This window comes from Micromonospora sp. WMMD714, from assembly GCF_029581315.1.
Taxonomy (GTDB): Bacteria; Actinomycetota; Actinomycetes; order Mycobacteriales; family Micromonosporaceae; genus Micromonospora; species Micromonospora rifamycinica.
Window position 1 is genome coordinate 3,719,487 of record NZ_CP120744.1, and the last position, 21,482, is coordinate 3,740,968.

Consider the following 21,482-nt stretch of genomic DNA (forward strand, 5'->3'; position numbering starts at 1 on the left):
GGGCGGCGTACTGGATCGGGGGTTCACTTCCTGTCCAGTGGGGCGACCTACCCTCCCGGGCATGACATCGAAGCACTTCGAGCCGAGGCAGGTGCTGGCGGCGGGCGTCGCGGCAGTCGGCGCGGTCGCGCTGGTCGTGGCGCCGACGACACCCGCCGCGGCCTCCACCATCCGGGACGGGTGGGTGCAGCTCTGCCCCTGGGGCAACTACCGGGTGCACCTCGAATACCTGACCCTCAACAACCAGACCGTGCAACTGGGTCCGGTCCTCGACCCGGGGGCCGACTGCTGGTGGGGGCCGGTGCCGACCGGCAGCGAGGCGACCCTGATCTCGGTCGTCGGCCACTTCAACACCAGCACCGACACCTTCGCGGTGATCGGCCCGAACCGGAAGTACGAGACGTTCTACAACGGCGTCACCGGGATCGGGATCGCCGCCGAGGGCACCACCGCCTCCGGTGGCCGCAAGGACGCGCACTACTACCGGTACTGAACCACCCGGAACAGGGGAGACGACCATGGTCCGCGCCGCCCGCGTACTGCTGGGGCTGTTGCTCGTCGTGCCGGTCGCCGTGCCCCCGCCGTCGTCGGCGCGGACGGCGGCCCGGCCGGCGGGGGTGCCGTCGTCGACAGGCGTGGCGGCGTCGTTGGTGGCGGGCGTCGCGGGGGATGCCGACCTGGCCGCCGGCAACCGGATCGGCGGGGTCGCCGGGCTGCCCGACTGGTCCCGGGTCGGCTATCTCGGCGGTCAGTCGTTGCCGACCGACGCGGATCTGGCGGGCGGCGCGTGCACGATCGACACGGCGCGGCTGGCCGCCGAGTTCGGGGTCCGCGCCGACGACGCGGTGGACGACAGCGGGGGCCTCCAGTCGGCCATCGACCGGATCAAGGCCACCTGCTCGCCGTCGGGCAACGCGCGCCGGCTCTCGCTGATCGCGTTGCCGGCCGGGCGGATCGACATCTCCCGGCAGATCTACGTCGACGCGAACTTCCTGGTGCTCCGGGGCCAGGGGTCCGGCAGCGGCGGGACGCGGATCGTGTTCCGGCCGGACGTCAACACCCGGTACGACACGCTCACCGCCGACGGCAGCCGGTGGAACCAGGACGCCATGACGTTCGGCTCGGCACCGGACACCGGCACCGGCGGCTGGATCTGGCCCGGCCGTGCCCTGTTCAAGGTGCAGACCCGCGAGGTCGCCGACCGGTACGCCGACGAATGGTCCGCCGCCCCGGCCAACCGCAAGGACCTGTTCGAGGGCTCGATCAACCAGCACTGGGCCTCCGGTCAGAAGCTGGGTTCCGCCTCGGCCGACCCGGGCTTCTCGGCGCGTGCGGGGCAGAACGTGATCCGCCTCGACAGCAAGGCGAAGATGGACGGCTTCCGGGCCGGCGGCTACGTCTGGGTCGGGGCCGCCAACAGCCTGCGCTTCTACGAGCAGCAGGGGCTCTCCCCGGACGATCCCGGCACCCGCGAGAACCTGCACATGCGGCAGCAGATGTTCCGGGCGACCGCCGTGAACACGTCGGCGAAGACCGTCACGCTGGACCGTCCGCTGGAGTACGACGTGCCGGTCGACTCCACCTCGGACGGCTCGGCGCCGATCGCCGGCACCGTCTACACCAGCAAGATCACGCCGCTGCGGGCGGTGGAGGGCGTCGGCTTCGAGAACTTCGCCTTCTCCCAGGAGATGTCCGGCCTGCCGAAGCTGCTCGGCGGCGTCTACCAGCCGAGCCCGACCGACGCCGTGCACAACTACGGCAACCTGGCCCCCGAGTACGCCATGCACGGCATCGCCTTCAAGTGGGCGGCGAACAGTTGGGCACGTGGGCTGGCCGGGTCGATGACCGGCTCGCACCCGATCGTCACCGAGGTCGCCCGCAACCTCCAGATCGAGCACAACACGTTCGACGGGGCGTGGAACAAGGGCAAGGGCGGCAACGGCTACCTGCGCGGCAGCCGGGTGTGGGACTCGCTGTGGGCCTACAACACCAGCCGGAACCTGCGGCACTTCACCTTCCAGTGGTCGGCCAGCGGCAACGTGGCGTTCGGCAACGACCTGGATTCCGACCTCAACCTGCACGGCGGCTGGGAACGCTACAACCTGTTCGAGGGCAACACCGTCCGCGTCCCGTACGAGCACCGGTCGGGCAGTTGCACCGCCAACTGCGGCGGCGAGGGCGGCGAGCTGGAGGACGGCACCTGGTTCCCGATCTGGTGGGCGGCGGCGGCCAAGGCGATCAAGTGGTCCGGCGCGTCCGGCCCGCAGAACGTCTTCCACCGCAACACGATGATCAAACAGTCCGTCGCCGGTGGCCCCTACCTGCCCTACGAGCCGTACTCCAGCGACAGCGGCGAGGCGGAGGCGATCTACCAGTTCGGCTCCGACGCGGCGAACCCGCGCGCGTTCACCCCGCTGAGCCAGGGCGGTGCGCCGATCAAGGACTGGTCCGGCCGGGAGACCGTGAACTACGCCGGGCAGGGCGTGGCGGTGCGGACCGGCGAGCGGTGGCCGTCACTGTTCCTGCGCGACGTCGGCCAGCTCGACCCGCGCGCCGGGAACCGGCAGACGGTGGTGACCTGGAACATGCAGGGCGCGGGCTCCAGCGCGGGCGGCACCTACGAGAACAAGTACGCGACCGTGACGGGCTTCCTCAGCGCGGGGGTGCTGGCGGTGGCGCTCCAGGAGGCCGGGTCACCACCGGCCGGCAGCGCGCACGAGCGGGGCCGGCACACCCAGCAGGTGTTCCAGAACAACGGCGTCTTCCCCCCGGTCTACGAGTACTACCTGGGCACCCTGCTCGGTGAACCCACCCGGCACCTGTACTGGTTGAACACGGACACCTCGACGCAGGGCCCGAACCGGGTCAACCTGGCCATCGCCACCGCGCAGCGGGCCGACCAGGTCGTCGTGGTCGCCGGTGCGGCGGGTGCCCGGCCGGCACTCGGCGTGCGGATCGGTGCGACGTTCTTCTTCACCGTGCACGGCTGGTCGGGCAACGGCAACGACATGCCGACCATGCTGGCGAACATCCGCACGTATCTCCAGAACAACCCCGATCCGACGACCGGTCTCCCGTACGAGTGGGTCGTGCTCGGCGACTTCAACCGGGAGCCGCAGAACCTGCGTAACGCGCTGCCGGCCAACCAGTTCGCCGTGATGGCCCCGGACGCCAACACCCACCCGACCCTCGGGCCGGACCGGATGCTGGACTACGCCGTGACCGACTTCGGCAACGGCGCACCGACACTGTTCCAGGCGCACACGGAACGGACCATCACCAACTCCGACCACCACCCGGTGACCTACGGCTTCGACCTGCGCGCCGCCGCGGAGGTGCCACCGCTGGCCACCCCCACGATGCCCGGCCGGGCACTGCTGCGTAACGCCGCCACCACCTCCGTCGCCGACGCCGAACCCAACGGCGGACCGCTGGTCGTGGACACCGCGTACGACCCGTCGCGGGCACAGCAGTGGCGGCTGGAATGGGACAACGAGTTCCCCGGTTACCTGCGCCTGCAACGGGTCCGGGAGGGCAACTCGACCGACGACCGCTTCCTGGGCCTGGCCGACGCCGCCCCGGACGCCCGCGCGGGACTGGGCTGGTCACCGTCGTTGACCCAGCTGTGGCGGCCGGTGAGCAACGGCGACGGCACGTACACCCTGCTCAACTACCTGACCGGCCAGGCGCTCACCACCCTGCCGGGCGACTTCCTGCTGGCCGCCCGGGACGCGACGGACTCGCCGTACCAACGCTGGTTCTTCTCCTCCTCGACCGACCTCGAACTGCGCCGGGACATCCTGCCCGTCGTCGCCCCCGCCGGCACGGCGGCCGAGCTGGGGGTGGCCGGCCCGGACGGCGTCGAGGGCCGGCCGGTGCAACTGCTGCCGGCCACCACCGGCAGCCGGGAGTGGCAGCCGGTGCCGGCCGGGCAGCGCGGTGCCGACCGGTGCTTCTACCTGCTGTACGGCGACGAGTACCTGACGTCCAGCCCGGACGGCGGCCTGCCACTGCCCGGCGCGCACGTCGTGCTGGACACCTACGACCCGCACAGCCAGGGTCAGCTCTGGTGCGTCCACCAGGACAGCACCTCGATGACCATCTACAACAACACGGTCGTGCAGGGTCAGCTCCTCCAGACCTATCTCACCGACCACGGCCTGCACGCGCACCTGAGCGTGGAGTCCGTGCCGGACACCGGGCGGGAGGGCTGGCGGTGGTGAGCCCCGGCCGCCGCCCGTGAACCGCCGCTCGCCGCCCGCTGCCCGTGGGCGTCGCCCTCCGCCCGCTGGCTGCTGGCCGGGGCACGCCCAGATCTCCGGTCGGCATTGCGGGGCTTCGGCGTAAGCTGAAGGGCGTCGATATCACCGACGGCCGGGGGTTACCGAGGCGTGGCTGGGCTGTGGTCGGGGGAGAGCGGGCACCGGACACGGCCGGAAGGCGCACTACGACTCCAGATCCTCGGCCCGCTCCGCGTCCGGCGGGGCGGCGTCGAGCTGGACCCCGGGCCCCGCCAGCGGGCCTACCTGCTCGTCCTGCTGCTGGCCCGCGCCGGGGGGCCGGTCAGCACCGCCGAGCTGATCGACCTCGTCTGGGGTGACGACGCCCCGGCGAGCGCGGTCAACGTCATCCACAAGTACGTGGGCGCGCTGCGCCGGCTGTTGGAGCCCGGGCTGCCGCCCCGCGCGCCCGGCTCCTACCTGCTCCGGCACCCGACCGGCTACCGGCTGTCCACCTCGGCGGAGACGCTCGACCTGATGGCCTTCCGGGAGCACGTCGGGGCTGCCACCGCCCACCTTGCCGAGGGCCGCGACGGGGCCGCCCTCGACGCGTACGTCCGGGCGCTCGCGCTGTGGCGCGGCCCGGCCGGTGACGGCCACCCGCACCGGCCGGGCGCCGTCGCCCTCTTCTCCGCCCTGGACGGGGAGTTCTTCACCGCCGCCGTCGCCGCCGCCGGGTTGGCCGTCGCGTCGGGGCAGCCGCACCAGGTGCTGGCTCCGCTGCGACTGGCCGCCACGATGGCGCCCCTGCACGAGCCGGTGCAGGCGGCGCTGGTCACCGCGCTGGCCGCCGCCGGCCAGCAGGCACAGGCGCTGGCCGTGTTCCGGGCCGTCCGGGCCGACCTCGCCGAACAACTGGGGGTCGGTCCCGATCCGGCCCTGTGGCAGGCGTACCACCGGGTGTCCGGCCGGGCGTCGACGCCGCCCACGCCACGGACCCCGACGGGCGGCGGCCTGGTCGGCCGGGTCGGCGAACTCGCCGCCCTCCGGCACGCGACCGCCGCCGCCTGCGCCGGTGGCACCGGGCTGGTGATCGTGCAGGGCGAGCCCGGGGTCGGCAAGACCCGGCTGCTCCGGGAGGCCACCGCCGAGGCGGAACAGCGCGGCGCGCTCGTCGTGCGGGGGCACTGCCTCGACGGCGGCGGCACCCCCTCGATGTGGCCCTGGGTCCAGGCCGTCCGCGGCCTCCTCGACGGTCTGCCCGCCGCGCAGCGGGACGTCCCGGTCGGCCGGGAGCTGGGCAGCCTCCTGGAACCGCGCCCGGACGTCCTCGCCGCGCCGGTGCTGCCCGACAACGGTTTCCCGTTCCGGCTCTTCGAGCAGGTCGTCGCGATCGTCGCCGCGGCCTCGGCGCGGCGGCCCACCGTGCTCGCGCTCGACGACCTGCAATGGGGCGACAGCGCGTCCCTCCAGCTGGTCGGTCACCTGGCGGCCCGCCTCCCCGGCGGCACCGCCCTGATCGGCGCGCTGCGTGACCGCGCCCCCACGCCGGGCTCCGCGCTGTCCCGGATGCTCGCCACGGTCAGCCGGCTCCCCGGCCACCAGCGGATCCAGCTCGGCAACCTGAACGAGGCCGAGGTGGCCGAACTCGTCCGCCGGGAGACCGGCGCGGCTCCCACCGCCGACGCGACCCGCGGCATCCTCAGCCGCACCGGCGGGAACCCGTTCTTCGTCCGGGAACTGTCCCGGCTGCTCGCCGACCGGCCCCGGGGGCGGGCCGGCGTGCCGGCGACCGTGCGGGACGTGGTCATCGACCGGATGTCCGGGCTGGACGCCGAGACCCGTGACCTGCTCCGGATCGCCGCGCTGATCGGCCGGGACGTCGAACTCGGGCTGCTCGCCCGCGCCGCCGGTCTCGACCTCGACAGCTGCCTCGAACGGCTGGAACCCGCGCTGGCGTTCGGCATGCTGGAGAGCCGGCCGGACGACCCGTTCTCGCTGCGGTTCGCCCACGACCTGGTCCGCGAGGCGGTGACCGCGACCACCCGGCCGACGCAGGTCGGCCAGCTGCACCTGCGGATCGCCGACGCGCTCGAACGAACGCCCCCCGGGACGACCCCGGTACGGCCTGATCGGGGCGGTCCGGAGGCCGAGACGGTGGCCGAACGTCTCGGGCACCACCTGTGGTCCGCCGGGCTGCTCGCCGAGCCGGCCCGGACCGTCCGGGCGTTGGTCGACGCGGGCCGGCACGCGGCGGGCAAGTCGGCGCTCGACGTCGCCGAGCGACGTCTGCGCGCGGCCGTGCAGGTGGCCCGGGCCGCCGGCCTCGCCGAGGGGGAGTTGTCCGCGCTGGCCCAGCTCACCGCGGTCCTCGGCATGCGCTCGATGTACGGCTTCTCGGTGACCGATCTGCTGGAGCGGGCCGAGCACCTGGCCCGTGGCCTCGGCCTGGAACGGGAGGCGGCCAGCTTCCTCTACTCCCGCTGGGCCGCCCTGGTCCAGGCGGTCGACCTCGACCGCAGCGCCCCGCTGGCCCGCCGGCTGCGGCGACGGGGCGAGGAGTCCGGCGACCCGTGGGTGCTCGCGTGCGGACTGCACGCCTGGGGCCTGCAACAGTGGGACTACGGGGAGATCGGTGAGGCGGTGCGCTGGCTGGACCGGTCCCGGGAGATGATCTTCGACATTCCCCGTCGGGACGAGGATCCCGTGCGGCACGACCTCCAGCTGCTGATGGCCGCGATGCTGGCCGAGGTGACCACGTTGCACGGTGAGGTCGCGGACGGGCGGACCCTGCTCGACGGGCTCGAAGACCTGGCCGGGGAGGACCCGTACATGCTCACCGTGTGGGCGTGCGCCGCCACCCGGATCGCGGTGCTCGTCGGTGATCCGGCGCTGGCGCTGCGCGCCTCCGGGCGGGGCATCGCGGTGGATCCCGGCTTCTCCTTCGTCTTCCTCGGCACCTACCAGCGGCTGGCCCGCTGCTGGGCGCTGGCGGTGACCGGCCGGGATCCGGTCGGCAACGCGGAGCAGGCGCGTCAGCTCATCGCCGCCCACCTGCTCGACCCGCCCCGCTCGGACGTCGCCGCCTGGCACGGTCTCCTCGCCGAGATGCTCATCGCCGGTGGGGCGGTCGAGGAGGCCGCGACCGCACTCGACCGGGCCGACTTCTATCTGGAGTCGTGCGGCCAGCGCCATCCGGAGGGGCTGCTACTCCTGCTGCGGGCCCGGCTCCTCCAGGCGCGGGGTGAGCCGGTCGAGGTCGTCCGGGCCGCCGCCGAGCGGGCGCGGGCGGTCTCCGCCGACCGGGGGGCCTTCCTGCACACCCGGCGGGCCGAGCGGCTCCTCGCCGAGCTGCCGACCCGACCCGCGCGGCGACGGCGACCGGCTGCGGGCGGGTGCAGACCGGAACGTCGACGCTGAGGACCCGGTCCGGCGCACGTGGCCGGTGCCGCCGCGCCGTGGGTGACCCACCCACCGGTGCCGGGGGAGTACGGCTTGACAAGCTGACCGGTCCGGAGTGGACGATGGGCCGTGCGGATTCTCGTGGTGGGCGGCAGCGGTCTGATCGGTACCCGGGTGGTCGACGTGCTGCGCGGGCGGGGGCACGCGGTGACCTCGGTCGCCCGTACCGCCCGGCCGGGCGTCGACCACCTGCTCGACCTGCAGTCCGCCACGATCGACGACCTCCGGCCGTTGCTCGCCGGCCACGACGGTGTCGTCCTGGCCACCCGGGCGGACGAACAGCGGGTGTTACCCAGGCCGGCCCACCCGGCCCTGCGCCGGGAACTCGTCGAGCCGGTGGTACGCCTGTTCACCGCCGCCCGTCACGAGGGACTCACCCGGGGGGTCGTCATGGGCTCGTACTACACCCATTTCGACCGGCTGCATCCACAGTGGCGGCTCGCGGCACACCACGCGTACGTCAGGTGCCGGCGGGAACAGGCCGGGGAGGGACGGGCCGCCGCCGGCCCGGGGCTGCCGGTCGCCGTGCTGGAGCTGCCGTTCGTCTTCGGCCGGGTCGGCGACCGGCTGCCCAACTGGGCCGGTCCGCTGGACCGCTGGGCACGGTCCCGGGCACCCCTGGTCGCCCCCGTCGGCGGGACCGCCACCGCCTCGGTGGACAGCGTCGCCGAGATCGCGGTCGACGCGCTCGAACAGGCCCGTGGCGGGGACGTTCCGGTCGCCGACGAGAACCTGAGCTGGGCGGAGATGATGACCCGCATCGCCGGGTCGGTCGGCCGTCCCCGCCGGGTCGGTCGGCTGCCCGCCGCAGCGGTACGCGCCTCGCTGCGCTGTGGCGGCGCGGTGCACGCCCTGACGGGCCGGGAGGCCGGGATCAACCCGGCCCACCTCGCCGACCTCCTGCTCGCCGAGCTGTTCCTCACCCCGACCACCGGCCGGTCCCTGGAGCCGGCGCTGCGCGACACCTTCACCGCGCCCGTACCGCCGGCCGGCGGAACCCCCGCATGACCGCCGCCCCGCCCCGCTCGCCACTGCGCAGTCTCCTCGGGCTCGCGGCGGTGTCCCTGACGATCGCGGCGGTCGTCGTCGTCGCACCGGACCCACCGGCGGGGTCCGCAGGTAGCTGGCAGCCGCCCTCCGGCTATGTCGATGTCGAGACGGTCACCCTGGACGACGGTCGTACGCTGCGGCTCTGGACAGGACCGTCGGGTTGCTACGTGGAGAGTCTCGTCGCCGGCCGTTCCGCGGCGGCGGTCGGCACCAGCGGCGGCGGACCGGAGTACGCGGTCAGCGAGATCCTGGGTGCTCTGGTGGGCTACCTACCCCTTCGGGAGGCGCGGACGGTCCTGGTCGGGTCGTCGGCTGTCCGGGCGGACGTCCACGCCCAGCGGTTCCTGGTCGCCGCCACCGCTGTAGACGTCGCCGACGGGCGGGTCCGGCTGACCGTGCTGGACGGGACGGGCCGGACGCTCGCCCGCGTCACCGTGGAGATCACCGGACGCGGCTGACACAGGTGGGTCCGGTCCCGCCTCCGGTGCCGCCCGGGCGGGTGAGGTCCGACACCCCCCGGGGCAGGCCCGTCCGCCGGACCGCGGCGGCGACGCGCCGCGCGGGTCGTGCCCGCGGCGGCGCGTCGCCGAGACCGCTCGTCGGGCCGGTGGTGGCAGGTTTCGGCGGTACGGTGGCGGCCGGTGGGCCGGGTCAGCCGCGGCTCCACCGTTGACCGGCGGCGCCGTTGCAGTCCCAGATCTGGGTACGGGTGCCGTTCGCCGTGCCGTTGGAAACCAGGTCCAGGCAGCGCCCCGAGCCGACCGCCGTGATGGTGCCGTCGGCGTTGAAGCGCCACTTCTGGTTCGACTGGCCGTTGCAGTCCCAGATGATCACCGAGGTGCCGTTGGCGGTGCCGGCGTTGTTGACGTCCAGACACTTGGTGCCGTAGACCCGCAGCTCCTGGCTGCTGGTCGACGTCCACGACTGGTTGGCCTGGCCGTGGCAGTCCCAGACGATGGCCGCGGCGCCGTTGGTCTGCGTCGCGCCGTTGACGTCCAGGCACCGGCCGGCGGAGACGTTGCGGACAGCCGTCGTCGTGCCCGGCGGGGGCGTCGTCGGCGGCGGGGTGGTCGGGGGCGGCGTCGTCGGCGGCGGGGTGGTGGGCGGGGGAGTGCCGCCGCCGGTCACCACGAACATCGCCGCGCCGTGCGCCGGCACCGAGGCGCTGATCGTGCCGGTCGACGTCGAGGTACTGTGCGCCCACAGGTCCCGGACCGCGTAGGACGAGGCGCTGCCGAGGCCGAGCGCGCTGGCCGTGGTGGAGACCGTGGCCGTTCCGCCACCCCGGTTGAGCAGCACCGTGGCCACCCCGCCCGAGGACATCGGCTTGCGCCAGACCTCCAGGTCACCGCTGTCGCTGATCTTGTAGCCCTGCCGGCCACCCCAGTCCTGGTCGACCGCGATGACCTCGGTGTTGGTCAGGATGGTCCGGGTGGCCGCCGACATGGTGCGCAGGTCGTTGCCGGCCAGCAGCGGGGCGTTCAACAGCGCCCAGAGGCTGAAGTGGGCGCGCGACTCGGTCTCGGTGGGGCCGTTGCCGACCTCCAGCATGTCCGGGTCGTTCCACGCGCCGGGTCGGGCGTACGAGTCCTTGCCGACCTGCTGGTCGAGGATGCCCATGATGGAGTTCCAGTTGCCACCGATGTCCCCGGTGTTGCGCCAGGAGTTGCCCACCGCCGCGCCCCAGGTCCAGACGCTCTCCTGGCCCCAGTTGCACAGGCTGTAGAGGATCTTGCGGCCGGTGGCCGCCAGCGCGTCCCGCATCGCGGTGTAGCGCTGTTGCCCGTTGCGACCGAGGTGGTCACCGCAGTTGTCGTACTTGAGGTAGTCGACGCCCCAGGACGCCCAGAGGTTGGCGTCGCGCTGCTCGTAGTTGATGCTGGCCGGGTAGCCGGCGCAGGTGGTCGTCCCGGCCGACGAGTAGATGCCCAGCTTGAGGCCCTTGCCGTGGACGTAGTCGGCGAGCGCCTTCATGCCGCTGGGGAACTTCGCCGGGTCGGCGACCAGGTCGCCGCTGGCGTTGCGCTGCCTGGTCGACCAGCAGTCGTCGATGTTGACGTACTCGTAGCCGGCGGCGGCCATCCCGCTGGAGACCAGTGTGTCGGCGGTCTGCCGGATCAGCGTCTCGTTGACGTTGCACCCGAACGAGTTCCAGTCGTTCCAGCCCATCTGCGGGGTGCGGGCCAGGCCGTTCTCCAGCGCCTGCGCGGGTGGGGCGCCGCTGAGCAGCACCGTGCCGGTGACCACCGCGGTGCCCAGGGTCGCGGCGAGCAGTACCGGGGACAGCAGGGCGACTTTTCGTCTGAACATGTGCACGCTCCTCGTCGGGGTGCAGGCCGCGATGGTAAATACATCGACGATCGCCAACGTAATTCGTCTGACATCTGACGTCAATACACGCCCCTGGGGCGGCGGCCGGTGCCGGCGCCCGCCCGGCGTCCGGGGTCGCCCGCCCCGTGCCCCGCGTCCAGGCGGCCCGCCCAGCGCCCCCGTGTCCTGGCCGCCGCCCGCCTGGTGCCCCGCCCTGTCCGCCCTGTGCTCCCGCTTCCGGGCCGTCGGTCACCGCACCTCCGGGCTGCACACCTTCCAGTCGCCGTCCTGCCGCTCGACGGACAGGTGCACCGTCCGGGACGCCCGGTCGGGATAGGTGAGTTTGGCGGTCACCGAACGCAGGGTCGGGGTCTCGCTCGGGCGTTTGATGGTCACGTCGGTGATTCGGAACCCGGTCGGCCCGGACGGGTCCGGAGCCCGGCCCACCCAGGCCGCCCGCGACTCCCGGCGTCGGTCGGCCGCGCACAACAGGTCGTACGTGCCGCCGGGGTCCCGCCGCACAACGGCGGACAGGTACGCCTCGCCGGCAGCGCGGATGGCGGGCTCGTCCCGGGTGTCCTTGAGGTAGAGGTAGAAGCCGGAGGTCGGCACACCGCAGCACAGCAGCACGGCGACGCCGAAGATCAGGATGACGAAACCACGGGTGGAGAGGTCTGCCTCGGTGGCCACGAACCGACAGTATGGGCTCCCGGCAACCCCGTTCCACGGCGGTCTTCCGTCTCGGTGCGGGAGACGCGCAGACCGGACGGGGGCGTCCAGTAGGGACGCCCCCGTCGACAAGCCGTGCTCAGGAGACCGCGGCGGGGAACCGTTCCCAGACCCGGTGCGCGGCCAGAAGCGGCTGCGCGTCGGCGAGCACGCCGGTGCCCGAGTCGCCGGTCAGCACCCCGGCGGCGCCGACCACCCCGGCCAGCTCCAGCACCCGCACGCCGTCACCCCAGGCGCCGATCACCTTGGCGTGCCGCCAGCACTCCTGCACCAGCAGCAGCACCCGGGGATCCACGACGGTGGCGTCCGCCGCGCCGGCCTTGGCGTCCCGGGCCGGCCGCGCGTCCGGCGCGGGAGCGGGAGCCCCGGCCAGCAGCAACAGGTCCAGTTCGACCGAGCGGCCGGTGGCGAAGGTCCGCTGCACGGTCAGGCCGTCCACCGTGCCGCCGTGCGCGGCGATCACCAGCGGCACCATGCCGGCGGCGGACACCTCCCGGCACACCCGCGAGACGCCGTCCGCGTCGGCTCCGGCGTCGACCACGATGCCGACCGTCCGGCCGTCGGCCGGCCAGGTGCGGCCGACCTGGGACAGCGCCGGGCTGGGCGTGACGTCGGCCAGCGGCACGGTCGGCTCCGGCGTCGGCAGCCCCAGACCGGTGGCCACCTCGGCGCAGAGCACCGGGTCGATGTTGGCCAGGCACCGCAACTGCCGTTCCCGGATCGCCTGGTGGTAGCACTTGCCCAGCTCGAAGGTGTAGGCCCGGATGATGTGTTCCCGCTCCACCGGCGACATGCTCAGCCAGAACAGCCGGGCCTGGCTGAAGTGGTCGTCGAAGGAGACCGGGTTGGCCCGGACCTTCGGGGCCTCGGCCACGGTCACCGGCACGTCGAGAAACGCGTTCTCGGCGTCCCCGGCCGGGAACGGGTTGCCCCCGTCGAGCGAGTTCGGCCGGTAGGGCGCGACCCCGGCGTGCACGGCGTGCTGGTGGAACCCGTCGCGGAGCATGTCGTTGACCGGCGCGTGCGGCCGGTTGATCGGGATCTGTGCGAAGTTGGGCCCGCCCAGCCGGGTGAGCTGGGTGTCGACGTACGAGAAGAGCCGGCCCTGCAACAGCGGGTCGTTGGTGACGTCGATGCCCGGCACCAGGTGGCCGAGGTGGAAGGCGACCTGCTCGGTCTCGGCGAAGAAGTTCGTCGGCGTCCGGTTGAGCACCAGCCTGCCGACCGGCTGCACCGGGGCCAGCTCCTCCGGGACGATCTTGGTGGGGTCGAGCAGGTCGATGCCGGCGAAGGTCTCCTCCGGGGTGTCCGGGAAGACCTGGAGGCCGAGCTCCCACTCCGGGTACGCGCCGGCCTCGATGGCGTCGTAGAGGTCACGCCGGTGGAAGTCGGGGTCCATGCCGGCGAGCAGCTGCGCCTCCTCCCACTCCAGCGAGTGCACGCCCAGCTTCGGCTTCCAGTGGAACTTGGCCAGTACCGTCGCCCCGGCCTCGTTCACCAGCCGGAAGGTGTGCACCCCGAAACCCTCCATGGTCCGGTACGAGCGCGGGACGCCCCGGTCGGACATGTTCCACATCGTGTGGTGCTGCGCCTCGGTGTGCAGCGAGACGAAGTCCCAGAAGGTGTCGTGGGCGCTCTGCGCCTGCGGGATCTCCCGGTCCGGGTGCGGCTTGCCGGCGTGGATGATGTCCGGGAACTTGATCGCGTCCTGGATGAAGAAGACCGGCATGTTGTTGCCGACCAGGTCGAAGGTCCCCTCGTCGGTGTAGAACTTGGTGGCGAACCCCCGGGTGTCCCGCACGGTGTCGGCCGAGCCCCGGGAGCCCAGCACGGTGGAGAACCGGACGAACACCGGCGTCTCCTTCCCCTTGCGCAGGAAACCGGCCCGGGTGACCTCCTGTGCGCCGTACCCGGTGAAGACGCCGTGTGCGCCCGCACCCCGCGCGTGCACCACCCGCTCGGGGATGCGCTCGTGGTCGAAGTGGGTGATCTTCTCGCGGAAGTGGTGGTCCTGGAGCAGCGTCGGGCCGCGCGCCCCGGCCTTCAGCGAGTGGTCGGTGTCGCGCAGCCTGGCCCCCTGCGAGGTGGTCAGGAACGCGCCCTGCTGGCCGTTGGCGACGGCCGGCGCCCCGGTGACCGCACCGGTCGGGGTGCGCGTCTCGGGTGCGCCCTGCTCCTGCTTGGGCGGCAGCGGGTCGTGCGGGGTGGTGGGCTCGTCGACGGTGGGCGGCGCGCTGCCCGGTGCGCCGGGCACCTCGGGGGCCGTCAACTGGGACACCTTCTCTGCCGCGGCGTCCACCACGTCCTTGACGACCTCGGTCGGCTTGCGGGATTCCATCTGGGTGGCACCTCTTCGTGGAGCGGGGAACGGGTCTTCTTCCCCTACCCGGGCACTCCACCGCAAAACACGCGGGTATCGTCCGGAGTTGCCGCCCTCGGACCCAGCCCACTGCCGTGGCGGGCTCGGTGGCCCGGCCGCCGAGGGGCGGCCCGACGCCCTGCCGCTGCCGGTGGTCGCCGCAGAGCGGTCCGGCTCAGCGCAGGGCGCGCAGGGTGACGGCGGTGACCGCGCCGTACGCCAGGTGCGGGACCAGATCGGTGATCCAGTCGGTGGCCGACCAGGTCCGTGGATCGGTGACCCGCAGGACGGTCAGCGGGCCGTTGGATCCGATCATCGCCAGGCCGGTCAGCGCCAGGACGGACACGACGGTCGGCAGCCGGCGCCCACCGGCCGCCGCGTAGCCGGCGGCGGCCGCCACCGAGGTGGCGTAGCCGAGCAGCGGCCCGAGCCCGGACCGCCGGTTGGCGGCGGTTCGCTGGTCGCCGAGGTCGACGTGGGCCAGTTCGGCCAGCCGGCCGGCGCTGTCCTCGGCGGCGGTGCTGGCCGGTCGGGCCCGGACCACCATGTCGAGGTAGGTGACGGCGTTGAGGGCGGACGCACCGGCCGCGCCGGCGATCAGGGCTCTGCTGGTCGGCGTCATTGCCGCCGGATACCCGTCGACACGGCGCTGACACCCCGGGCGCCCGCCCCGCCGCCCCGGGGCGCCCGCCGTCCGGCCACCCGTCGGTCAGGCCACCGCTGCCGTCACCAGTTCGCGGACCCGCTTCTCCACCGCCGGGCTCCAGGCGCGCAGCGCGTACGACACCGGCCACATGTCGCCGTCGTCGAGGTGGGCCGACTCCTGGAAACCCAGGGTCGAGTACCGGTAGTTGAACTTGCCGGCGTCCTGGAAGAAGACGACGACCTTGCCGTCCTCGTTCGCGTACGCCGGCATCCCGTACCAGGTCTTCGGGGACAGCTGCGGGGCGGCCGCGGTGACCGTCAGGTGCACCCGTTCGGCGAGCACCCGGTCCGCCGGGGCCATCTGGGCGATCCGGTCCAGCACCGCCTGCATCCCGTCGGCCTTCTTGGCTCCCTTCTTCCCCTCGGCGCGCAACTCGGCGGCGCGTTCCCGCATCGCGGCGCGCTCCTCGGGGCTGAACCCGTCGGTTCCGGTGGTCGGCTCGGCGGTGTCGCCGCCGGACGCGGTGGTCGAACTCTTCGTGGACACGCGGGCTCCCTCACTGGGTGGACGAGGCGCGGCGTCCTGCCGGCCACCGGATACAGGCTATGACCAGGTGACAGCGTTGGCTTCTCGATTCCTGACCGGCCGGCCCCGGCCGGTCACAGGTCCTCGATCCGGTGGGTGGACGTGCCGGCGGTGTGGTGCACCAGCACGGTGATGCTGCCGATCTCGCCACCCTCCGGGCCCGGCCACCACGCGGCCCACCAGCCACCCCTGGTGCTGGTCCGGACGGTCCTGCCGTCGGCGAGGACCAGGTCGACGCCGGTCACCGACGGACCGACCAGGCCGACGACATTCGAGTACTGGTCATCACCGTCACCGACCGAACTGCGCGTCTCCACGTTGACGGTGCCGGCGGCGGGCGGCGGCAGGGGACCGTCCGTCAACGCCATCGCGGCGGGCCGATCCCCGTCCACGCTCATGCACTCGATCACGCCCGCGCCACGCCGCTGGATCAGCAGGGTGGCCACCCCGCGCTGTTCGGCCAGGAGCACGTCGGACGGGCTGACCGGCGCCGACGGGTCGCTGCCCACCCCGCTCTCGGCGCACCGACGGGCCTGCGGCATGACCTGCTCGCCGGTGAGCGAACCGGGCACCGGGGTCCAGGAGGCGAGGGCCCGGTCCATGGATCCCGGCAGCAGCGACGGGACCGTGACCGCCCCGACCACCGCAGCCGCCCCGGCGGCGACCAGGCCGACCGCCCACCGCCGGGTCGTCGGCCGGCGGGCCGGCGCGGTGTGGGCGGTCGTCCCGCCCTCGACGATCCGGTCGACGAGCGCGTTCGCCCGGGCCCACTCGGCCGGAGTCGGCTCGTGTCCACCGGCCGGGTCGAGCACGGCGAGCTGTTCCAGATCCTTCATGACTGCTGCTCCTTGAGAACGGTGAGGGCGTGCGGGCGGACGGCGGCGGGTTCGAGCGCGGCGCGGAGGCGTTCCCGGGCCCGGCTCAGCCGCATGGCGAACGTCGAGCGGCGACACCCCAGCACGGTGGCGGCCTGTCCGGCGGTCAGTCCGTCGAACGCCACCAGCGCCAGCACCTCCCGGTCGTCGGGCCGCAGACTCCGCCAGGCCCGATCGAGGTCGATCCGGGCAGCGGCGTCGACGGTGCCGTCGCCGTACGCGGGCTCGTCCTGGGTCACCAGCCGTACGTCCAGCGCCTGCCGCCGCAGCCAGCTGCGCGTCTGGTTCGCCATCGTCCGGCGGGCCACCGCGAACAACCAGGGCCGGGCGTCCTCGGGCATGTCGTCGAGTCGACGCCAGGCGGTGAGGAAGACCGTCGACACGACGTCCTCGGCCTCGCTGGGCGGAACCCGCCGCTGGACGAACCGCAGCAGGTCGGGGTACGTCGCGGCGTGCACGCGACGGAACCGCTGCTCCCGGGCACCGTCGTCACCACTGCTCATGTCTGCCTCTCGATCGCTGTCACACCCCCTACCTGTCCGCCTCCGCCGTAACTGTCACACCGGATTCCACCGTGCCACCCGGCGGGGCGGCTGACCTGCCGGTTCGTCACGGCGGCCGACGACCGGCCCGGTGCGCCCGGTGCCGTCGGCCGGAGCGGTCGTGGACACGTCGCCGCCGATGCGTCTATGGTCTGCGCATCCTCCGCCCGTGCACGTCGTCCGAGGAGCGCCATGGGTTTCTCCGTCTCCCTCGACGAGCTGCTCGGCGACAAGGTACGACGCGATCCGTACCCGTACTACGCCCGGCTGCACGAGCTGGGGGAGGCGGCCGCGCTTCCCCCGACGGCCCCGTACGCGGCAGTGGTGCACGGCTACGACGCCGCCCACCGGGTCCTGCGGGATCCGGTCTTCCGGGTGCTCGACGCCGACCACCTGGACCGGTCCGGCCTGCGCTGGCGCGACCACCCGGTGATCCGCACCCTCCAGGCCAGTATGTTCAACGCCCCGCCCGACGAGCACGCCCGGCTGCGCCAGCTCTTCGGCCAGGCGCTGACCGCCCGCCGGGTCGCCGCGCTGGAACCGGCCATCCTGCGGATCGCCGACGGGCTGCTCGACGGGCTCGCCGAGGCGGGTGCCGACGGTCGGCCGGTCGACTTCATGGCCGCGTTCGCCCTGCCGCTGCCCAGCGCCGTCGTCGGCGAGCTGCTCGGAGTGCCGCAGCGCGACTGGGACTGGTTCCCGTCCCGGGTCCGGGCGTTCGACGCCGTGCTGGAGATCGGGCCGCGCTCGTTCCGGGAGATCCGGGCCGCCAACGCCGCCGCCGAGGAGCTGACCGGCTACTTCGCCGCCCTGGTGGCCGCTCGGCGGGCGGAACCCCGCGACGACCTCGTCTCGGCCCTCGTCCGGATCCGCGACGAGCAGCCCGACCAGCTGACCGAGGCCGAGCTGTCGGCCAACCTCATCGTCATGTACAACGCCGGGTTCCGGACCACCGCGAACCTGTTCGGCAACGGGCTGTCCCTGCTCGTCGCGCGGCCCGCCGCGCTCGCCGCGCTGCGCGCCGACCCGTCGCTGGCACCCTCCTACGTAGAGGAGATCCTGCGGTACGAGCCACCGGTGCACTTCGCGGTCCGCTACGCCGCCGAGGAAACCGAGATCGCCGGGGTGACCGTCGCCAAGGGACGGTCGGTGCTGGTACTGACCGGGGCGGCCAACCGCGATCCGCGCCGGTTCACCGCACCGGACTCCTTCGACCCGTCCCGCCGGGACAATCGGCACCTGGCGTTCAGCGGTGGGCCGCACTACTGTCTCGGTGCCGCGCTCGGCCGGGCGGAGGGCCGGCTCGTCCTGCCCCGGCTGCTGGACCGGTTCCCCGGGCTGACGCTCGCCGAGGCCCCCGGCGAGCGGCGTGAACTCATGCTGCGGGGCCACGACCGGCTGCCCGTGCACGTGGTCGCCCCGCACGCCGATCGGTCGGTCCGCACCGTCCGGGTGGACCTTGCGGAACCGTCTTGATTGAGTAAGGTCAATTCCGACGGAGCGGCTGCTCCGGTGGCCAGCCGGCGACGGTTCACACCGACGTCGCCCCTGGTTCCCGGCCGCGTCCCCGGCCACCGCCACGCCTTCCGCGTCCCCACCGGCCGCCGGGTCCGCCGACGCCGATCTCCGGAAAGGAAACAACGGACATGACCGATGAGATCCGCGCGTTCCTCTTCGCCGCGCTGACCGAGATGAAGTACGACATCTCCGACGCCGACGACGACACCGTGTTCGGTCCGGCCGGTCTCGACGTGGACTCGCTCGGCCTCGCCGAGTTGGCGGTGCGGGTGGAGGACCGGTTCGGGGTGACCTTCGACGACGACGAGGCGGAGGCGCTGTCCATGATGACCGTCGGCGAGTTCTGCCGCACGGTGTCGCTGCGGATCCAGCCCGCCTCGGCGCACTGAGCATGCCCGCCACGTCGTCCCGCGTCGTCCGCCCAGCGGGTCACCGGCATGGCTCGCCGGTGCGGCGGGTCGACGGGACCGGACGGAAGGGACACCCGTGCCCGCCGGCGTGACGGTGACCGGGATCGGGCTGGTGAGCCCCGTCGGCTCCCGGGCCGCCGAGGTGTTCGACGCGGTCTGCGAGGGCCGGTCCGGCCTGACCCGACCCGCCGAGGGGCACCCCGTGCACGGCGTCGTCGACGTCGCGGCGTTCAGCCCGGCCATCGACCCGGCCAGCGTGCTGCCCGGCCCCGAGTCCCGGGTGGCGGACCGCTCGATCGTGATGGCCCTGCGGGCGGCCGGGGACGCGCTGGCCGACGCCGGTATCGAGGTGGGCCGGGACGTCGACCCGTACCGGGTCGCCGTGATCGTCTCCGGGGTCGGCGGGCTGTCCACGCTGGCCGACCAGGTACTCGCGCGGGCCGAGCGGGGCCGGTTCGGGGTCAGTCCGTACATGCTGCCCGGGACGCTGCCCAACATGGGCGCGGCCCGGATCGCCATTCGGTACGGCATCCGGGGCTATACCTCGTCGATCGGGACCGCCTGCGCGGCCGGCGCCCAGTCGATCGGCGAGGCGGTGCGGATCCTCCGCGCCGACGAAGCCGACGTGGTGCTCTGCGGATGCAGCGAGGCACCCCTCTTCCCGACCTTCGCCGACGCGTTCGGCAACGCCCGCGCGCTCGCCCGCGGCTGGTCCGACCCGACCGCCGCGAGCCGCCCGTTCGACCGCCGCCGCAACGGCCTCGTCCTGGGCGAGGGCGCCGGGATGTTCGTGCTGGAACGCACCGCACACGCGGTGGCGCGCGGCGCCCGGCGGCACGCCGACCTGCTCGGGTGGGGCGCGAACAACGACGCCTACCATCCCACCACCCCGCGCCCCGACGGTTCCGGCGCCGCGCACTGCATGCGGACGGCGCTGCGCGACGCCGGGCTGCGCCCCGACGACATCGGGTACCTCAACGCCCACGGCACCAGCACCAAGGCCGGCGACGCGGCCGAGGTGGCCGCGCTGCGGGACGTCTACGGTGCGGCCACCCCGCCGGTGAGTTCCACCAAGGGGGTGACCGGGCACGTGCTCGGCGTCTCCGGGGTGATCGAGGCGGCCATCGGCGTCGAGGCGCTGCGGCGCGGCGTGCTGCCGCCGACCCACAACCTCGACGAACCGGACCCGGCCGACGAGATCGACCACATCCGCAAGCAGCCCCGGACCACCGCGGTGGCCACCGTGATGTCCAACTCCTTCGGCTTCGGCGGCCACAACGTCAGCCTGATCCTCGGCCACCCGGGGGCGTGACCGGCCGCCGCCGGCACCACGCCGGCGGTCACCCGACAGCGCGTCGGACGGCTCAGCGCACCGTCAGCAGGCGGCGCGTCGGACGGCTCGCACCGTCAGCAGGCGGCGCGTCGGACGGCTCAGCGCACCGTCAGCAGGGTCGCGCCGTCGTGGACGCCGACCGTGACGGTGAAGTGCCGGTGCAGCATGTCGACCAGGTAGTCGAGATCCGCCATGAAGGGCACCGGCAGCATCGCCCGCTGGTCCACCGGGACGTGGGTGGCGACCAGTTCGATCCGGTCGGCCTTGAGCAGCCCCCGGGTCAGGAAGGCCGGCAGATCGTCGGGGAGGAGAAAGCGCCACAGGTCGACATTGACGATCAGATCCAGCGCACCGGCCCGGAACTGCTGAAGCACGGTGCCGAGCAGGTGCGAGTTGGTCGGGCCGGGCGGTGCGTCGTGGTCGAAGGTGTGCGAGCCGGACCCCAGTTCCAGGGCGGACACCCCGTTGCCGATCACCAGCGCCGTGCCGGTGGCCAGCTCCGCCCGCAGCGCGTCCGGCAGCGCGTCCGGCCGCCCCAACCCGTTGCGCCGGTACGCCTCGATCGCCTCGCCGTAGAGCCGGATCCGGCCCAGGTGCCGGCCGAACGTGTTGATCGCGTACAGCACCTCGACGTCGTAGCGCAGGTGCTTGCGCAGCATGTGCTTCATGTTGTCCATCGAGGCCATGCCGTTGGACGTCTTGCGGAAGTGCGGCAGGTGGTAGGAGAGCGCCTCGACGTCCAGCCGGAACAGGTCGGGCCGGGCACCGTGCAGGTGGAAGACCCGGTAGAAGAAGTCCAGATCCTCGAACCCCCACTTGACCATCGCCTCGTCGAAGCCGGCCACCCGCAGGAACGACTCCCGGTCCACCGACGCGTTGTGGGTCAGCCCGAGCACCCAGGGCGCGCTGGGGAAATCCTTGATCCGCTGCGGATGGGCGATGTCCTCCAGCCGGGGGTCGCCCCGCTCGGCGTCCAGCATCAGCGGGTCGATCGGCTCACCCCGGCGCAGGGCGTCCGCACCGGCCCAGTCGAGGTCGTAGCGCTGCCCCAGCAGGACCCCGGGCCGCCCGTCGAGGGCCGCGTGGTAGGCCCGGTGCCGGGCCAGCAGGCCGGGGTGCGCCACCGTGTCGGCGTCCAGGAACAGCAGGGTGTCGGCGGTGGCGCGGGCCGCCGCCGCGTTGCGGTTGGCGCTGCGGCCCCGGTTGGTGTCGCTGCGCACGCAACTGATCCGCAGCCGGTCGGCGTAGCGCTCGACGACCGGGGCCAGCGGGACGGCCGAGCCGTCGTCGCCGACGACGACCTCGAACTCCTCCGCCGGCAGGCTCTGCCGGGTCAGTGACGCCAGTGTCGTGTCGAGCACCGGGCCGTTGTCGTGGGCGGGGATCACCACGCTCAGGCGGGGCCGGTCCGTGGTCGGCATGGGACTCCTTCGCAAACGCCGG

16 protein-coding genes are annotated in these 21,482 nt (G+C 73.4%); 8 read left to right on the forward strand and 8 right to left on the reverse strand.

The window, feature by feature from the left end; all coding sequences use genetic code 11:
• The first annotated feature begins 61 nt into the window (after nucleotides 1-61).
• From O7625_RS16595 to O7625_RS16615, 5 genes are all read left to right on the forward strand, one after another.
• Entirely contained in the window at nucleotides 62-493 is a 432-nt protein-coding gene (locus tag O7625_RS16595) for a hypothetical protein (RefSeq protein ID WP_282339724.1), read from the forward strand.
• Between the two features lie 25 nt (nucleotides 494-518).
• Nucleotides 519-4,223, forward strand: coding sequence for a hypothetical protein (locus O7625_RS16600; protein WP_282339725.1), 3,705 nt, complete (start codon nucleotides 519-521; stop codon nucleotides 4,221-4,223).
• Nucleotides 4,224-4,391: 168 nt separating this feature from the next.
• The gene (locus tag O7625_RS16605) at nucleotides 4,392-7,640 is read left to right on the forward strand and encodes an AAA family ATPase (RefSeq protein ID WP_282339727.1); all 3,249 of its coding nucleotides are present in this window, start codon (nucleotides 4,392-4,394) and stop codon (nucleotides 7,638-7,640) included.
• Between the two features lie 111 nt (nucleotides 7,641-7,751).
• The gene (locus tag O7625_RS16610) at nucleotides 7,752-8,690 is read left to right on the forward strand and encodes an NAD(P)H-binding protein (RefSeq protein ID WP_282339729.1); all 939 of its coding nucleotides are present in this window, start codon (nucleotides 7,752-7,754) and stop codon (nucleotides 8,688-8,690) included.
• Complete coding sequence (locus O7625_RS16615; RefSeq protein WP_282339732.1) at nucleotides 8,687-9,190, forward strand: hypothetical protein; 504 nt, start codon at nucleotides 8,687-8,689, stop codon at nucleotides 9,188-9,190. Before O7625_RS16610 ends, O7625_RS16615 begins: the two co-directional genes overlap by 4 nt.
• Nucleotides 9,191-9,383: 193 nt before the next feature.
• Here the strand turns inward: O7625_RS16615 and O7625_RS16620 are convergent, their stop codons facing one another.
• The 7 genes from O7625_RS16620 to O7625_RS16650 form a co-directional block, all read right to left on the reverse strand.
• Nucleotides 9,384-11,042 carry a lectin gene (locus O7625_RS16620; protein WP_282339734.1) on the reverse strand — a complete coding sequence of 553 codons (1,659 nt, stop codon included), beginning with the start codon at nucleotides 11,040-11,042 and terminating at the stop codon, nucleotides 9,384-9,386.
• A 249-nt stretch (nucleotides 11,043-11,291) separates the two neighbouring features.
• A complete protein-coding gene (locus O7625_RS16625) occupies nucleotides 11,292-11,732 on the reverse strand; it encodes a hypothetical protein (RefSeq protein WP_282339736.1) in 441 nt (146 codons plus the stop codon).
• Nucleotides 11,733-11,850: 118 nt separating this feature from the next.
• Nucleotides 11,851-14,109, reverse strand: a complete 2,259-nt coding sequence (locus tag O7625_RS16630; protein WP_282339738.1) for a catalase — start codon at nucleotides 14,107-14,109, stop codon at nucleotides 11,851-11,853.
• 196 nt (nucleotides 14,110-14,305) lie between these two features.
• Nucleotides 14,306-14,752: a hypothetical protein gene (locus tag O7625_RS16635; protein WP_282339740.1), complete on the reverse strand. Its 447-nt coding sequence runs from the start codon at nucleotides 14,750-14,752 to the stop codon at nucleotides 14,306-14,308.
• Nucleotides 14,753-14,839: 87 nt separating this feature from the next.
• The gene (locus O7625_RS16640) at nucleotides 14,840-15,322 is read right to left on the reverse strand and encodes a hypothetical protein (RefSeq protein ID WP_282339741.1); all 483 of its coding nucleotides are present in this window, start codon (nucleotides 15,320-15,322) and stop codon (nucleotides 14,840-14,842) included.
• A gap of 113 nt (nucleotides 15,323-15,435) precedes the next feature.
• Nucleotides 15,436-16,197, reverse strand: a complete 762-nt coding sequence (locus O7625_RS16645) for a hypothetical protein (protein WP_282339742.1) — start codon at nucleotides 16,195-16,197, stop codon at nucleotides 15,436-15,438.
• On the reverse strand, nucleotides 16,194-16,739 hold the full coding sequence (locus O7625_RS16650) for a sigma-70 family RNA polymerase sigma factor (RefSeq protein WP_067305011.1): 546 nt from the start codon (nucleotides 16,737-16,739) through the stop codon (nucleotides 16,194-16,196). Before O7625_RS16650 ends, O7625_RS16645 begins: the two co-directional genes overlap by 4 nt.
• 231 nt (nucleotides 16,740-16,970) lie before the next feature.
• Here O7625_RS16650 and O7625_RS16655 point away from each other — a divergent pair, with 231 nt between their 5' ends.
• From O7625_RS16655 to O7625_RS16665, 3 genes are all read left to right on the forward strand, one after another.
• Entirely contained in the window at nucleotides 16,971-18,254 is a 1,284-nt protein-coding gene (locus O7625_RS16655; RefSeq protein WP_282339743.1) for a cytochrome P450, read from the forward strand.
• Nucleotides 18,255-18,424: 170 nt separating this feature from the next.
• Nucleotides 18,425-18,685 (forward strand): acyl carrier protein, encoded by a 261-nt coding sequence (locus tag O7625_RS16660; protein ID WP_067305017.1) that lies wholly within the window; start codon nucleotides 18,425-18,427, stop codon nucleotides 18,683-18,685.
• Nucleotides 18,686-18,782: 97 nt separating this feature from the next.
• Nucleotides 18,783-20,018 carry a beta-ketoacyl-[acyl-carrier-protein] synthase family protein gene (locus tag O7625_RS16665; protein ID WP_282339745.1) on the forward strand — a complete coding sequence of 412 codons (1,236 nt, stop codon included), beginning with the start codon at nucleotides 18,783-18,785 and terminating at the stop codon, nucleotides 20,016-20,018.
• 119 nt (nucleotides 20,019-20,137) lie between these two features.
• Here the strand turns inward: O7625_RS16665 and O7625_RS16670 are convergent, their stop codons facing one another.
• Nucleotides 20,138-21,460 carry a glycosyltransferase family 2 protein gene (locus O7625_RS16670; RefSeq protein ID WP_282339747.1) on the reverse strand — a complete coding sequence of 441 codons (1,323 nt, stop codon included), beginning with the start codon at nucleotides 21,458-21,460 and terminating at the stop codon, nucleotides 20,138-20,140.
• Nucleotides 21,461-21,482: the final 22 nt, after the last annotated feature.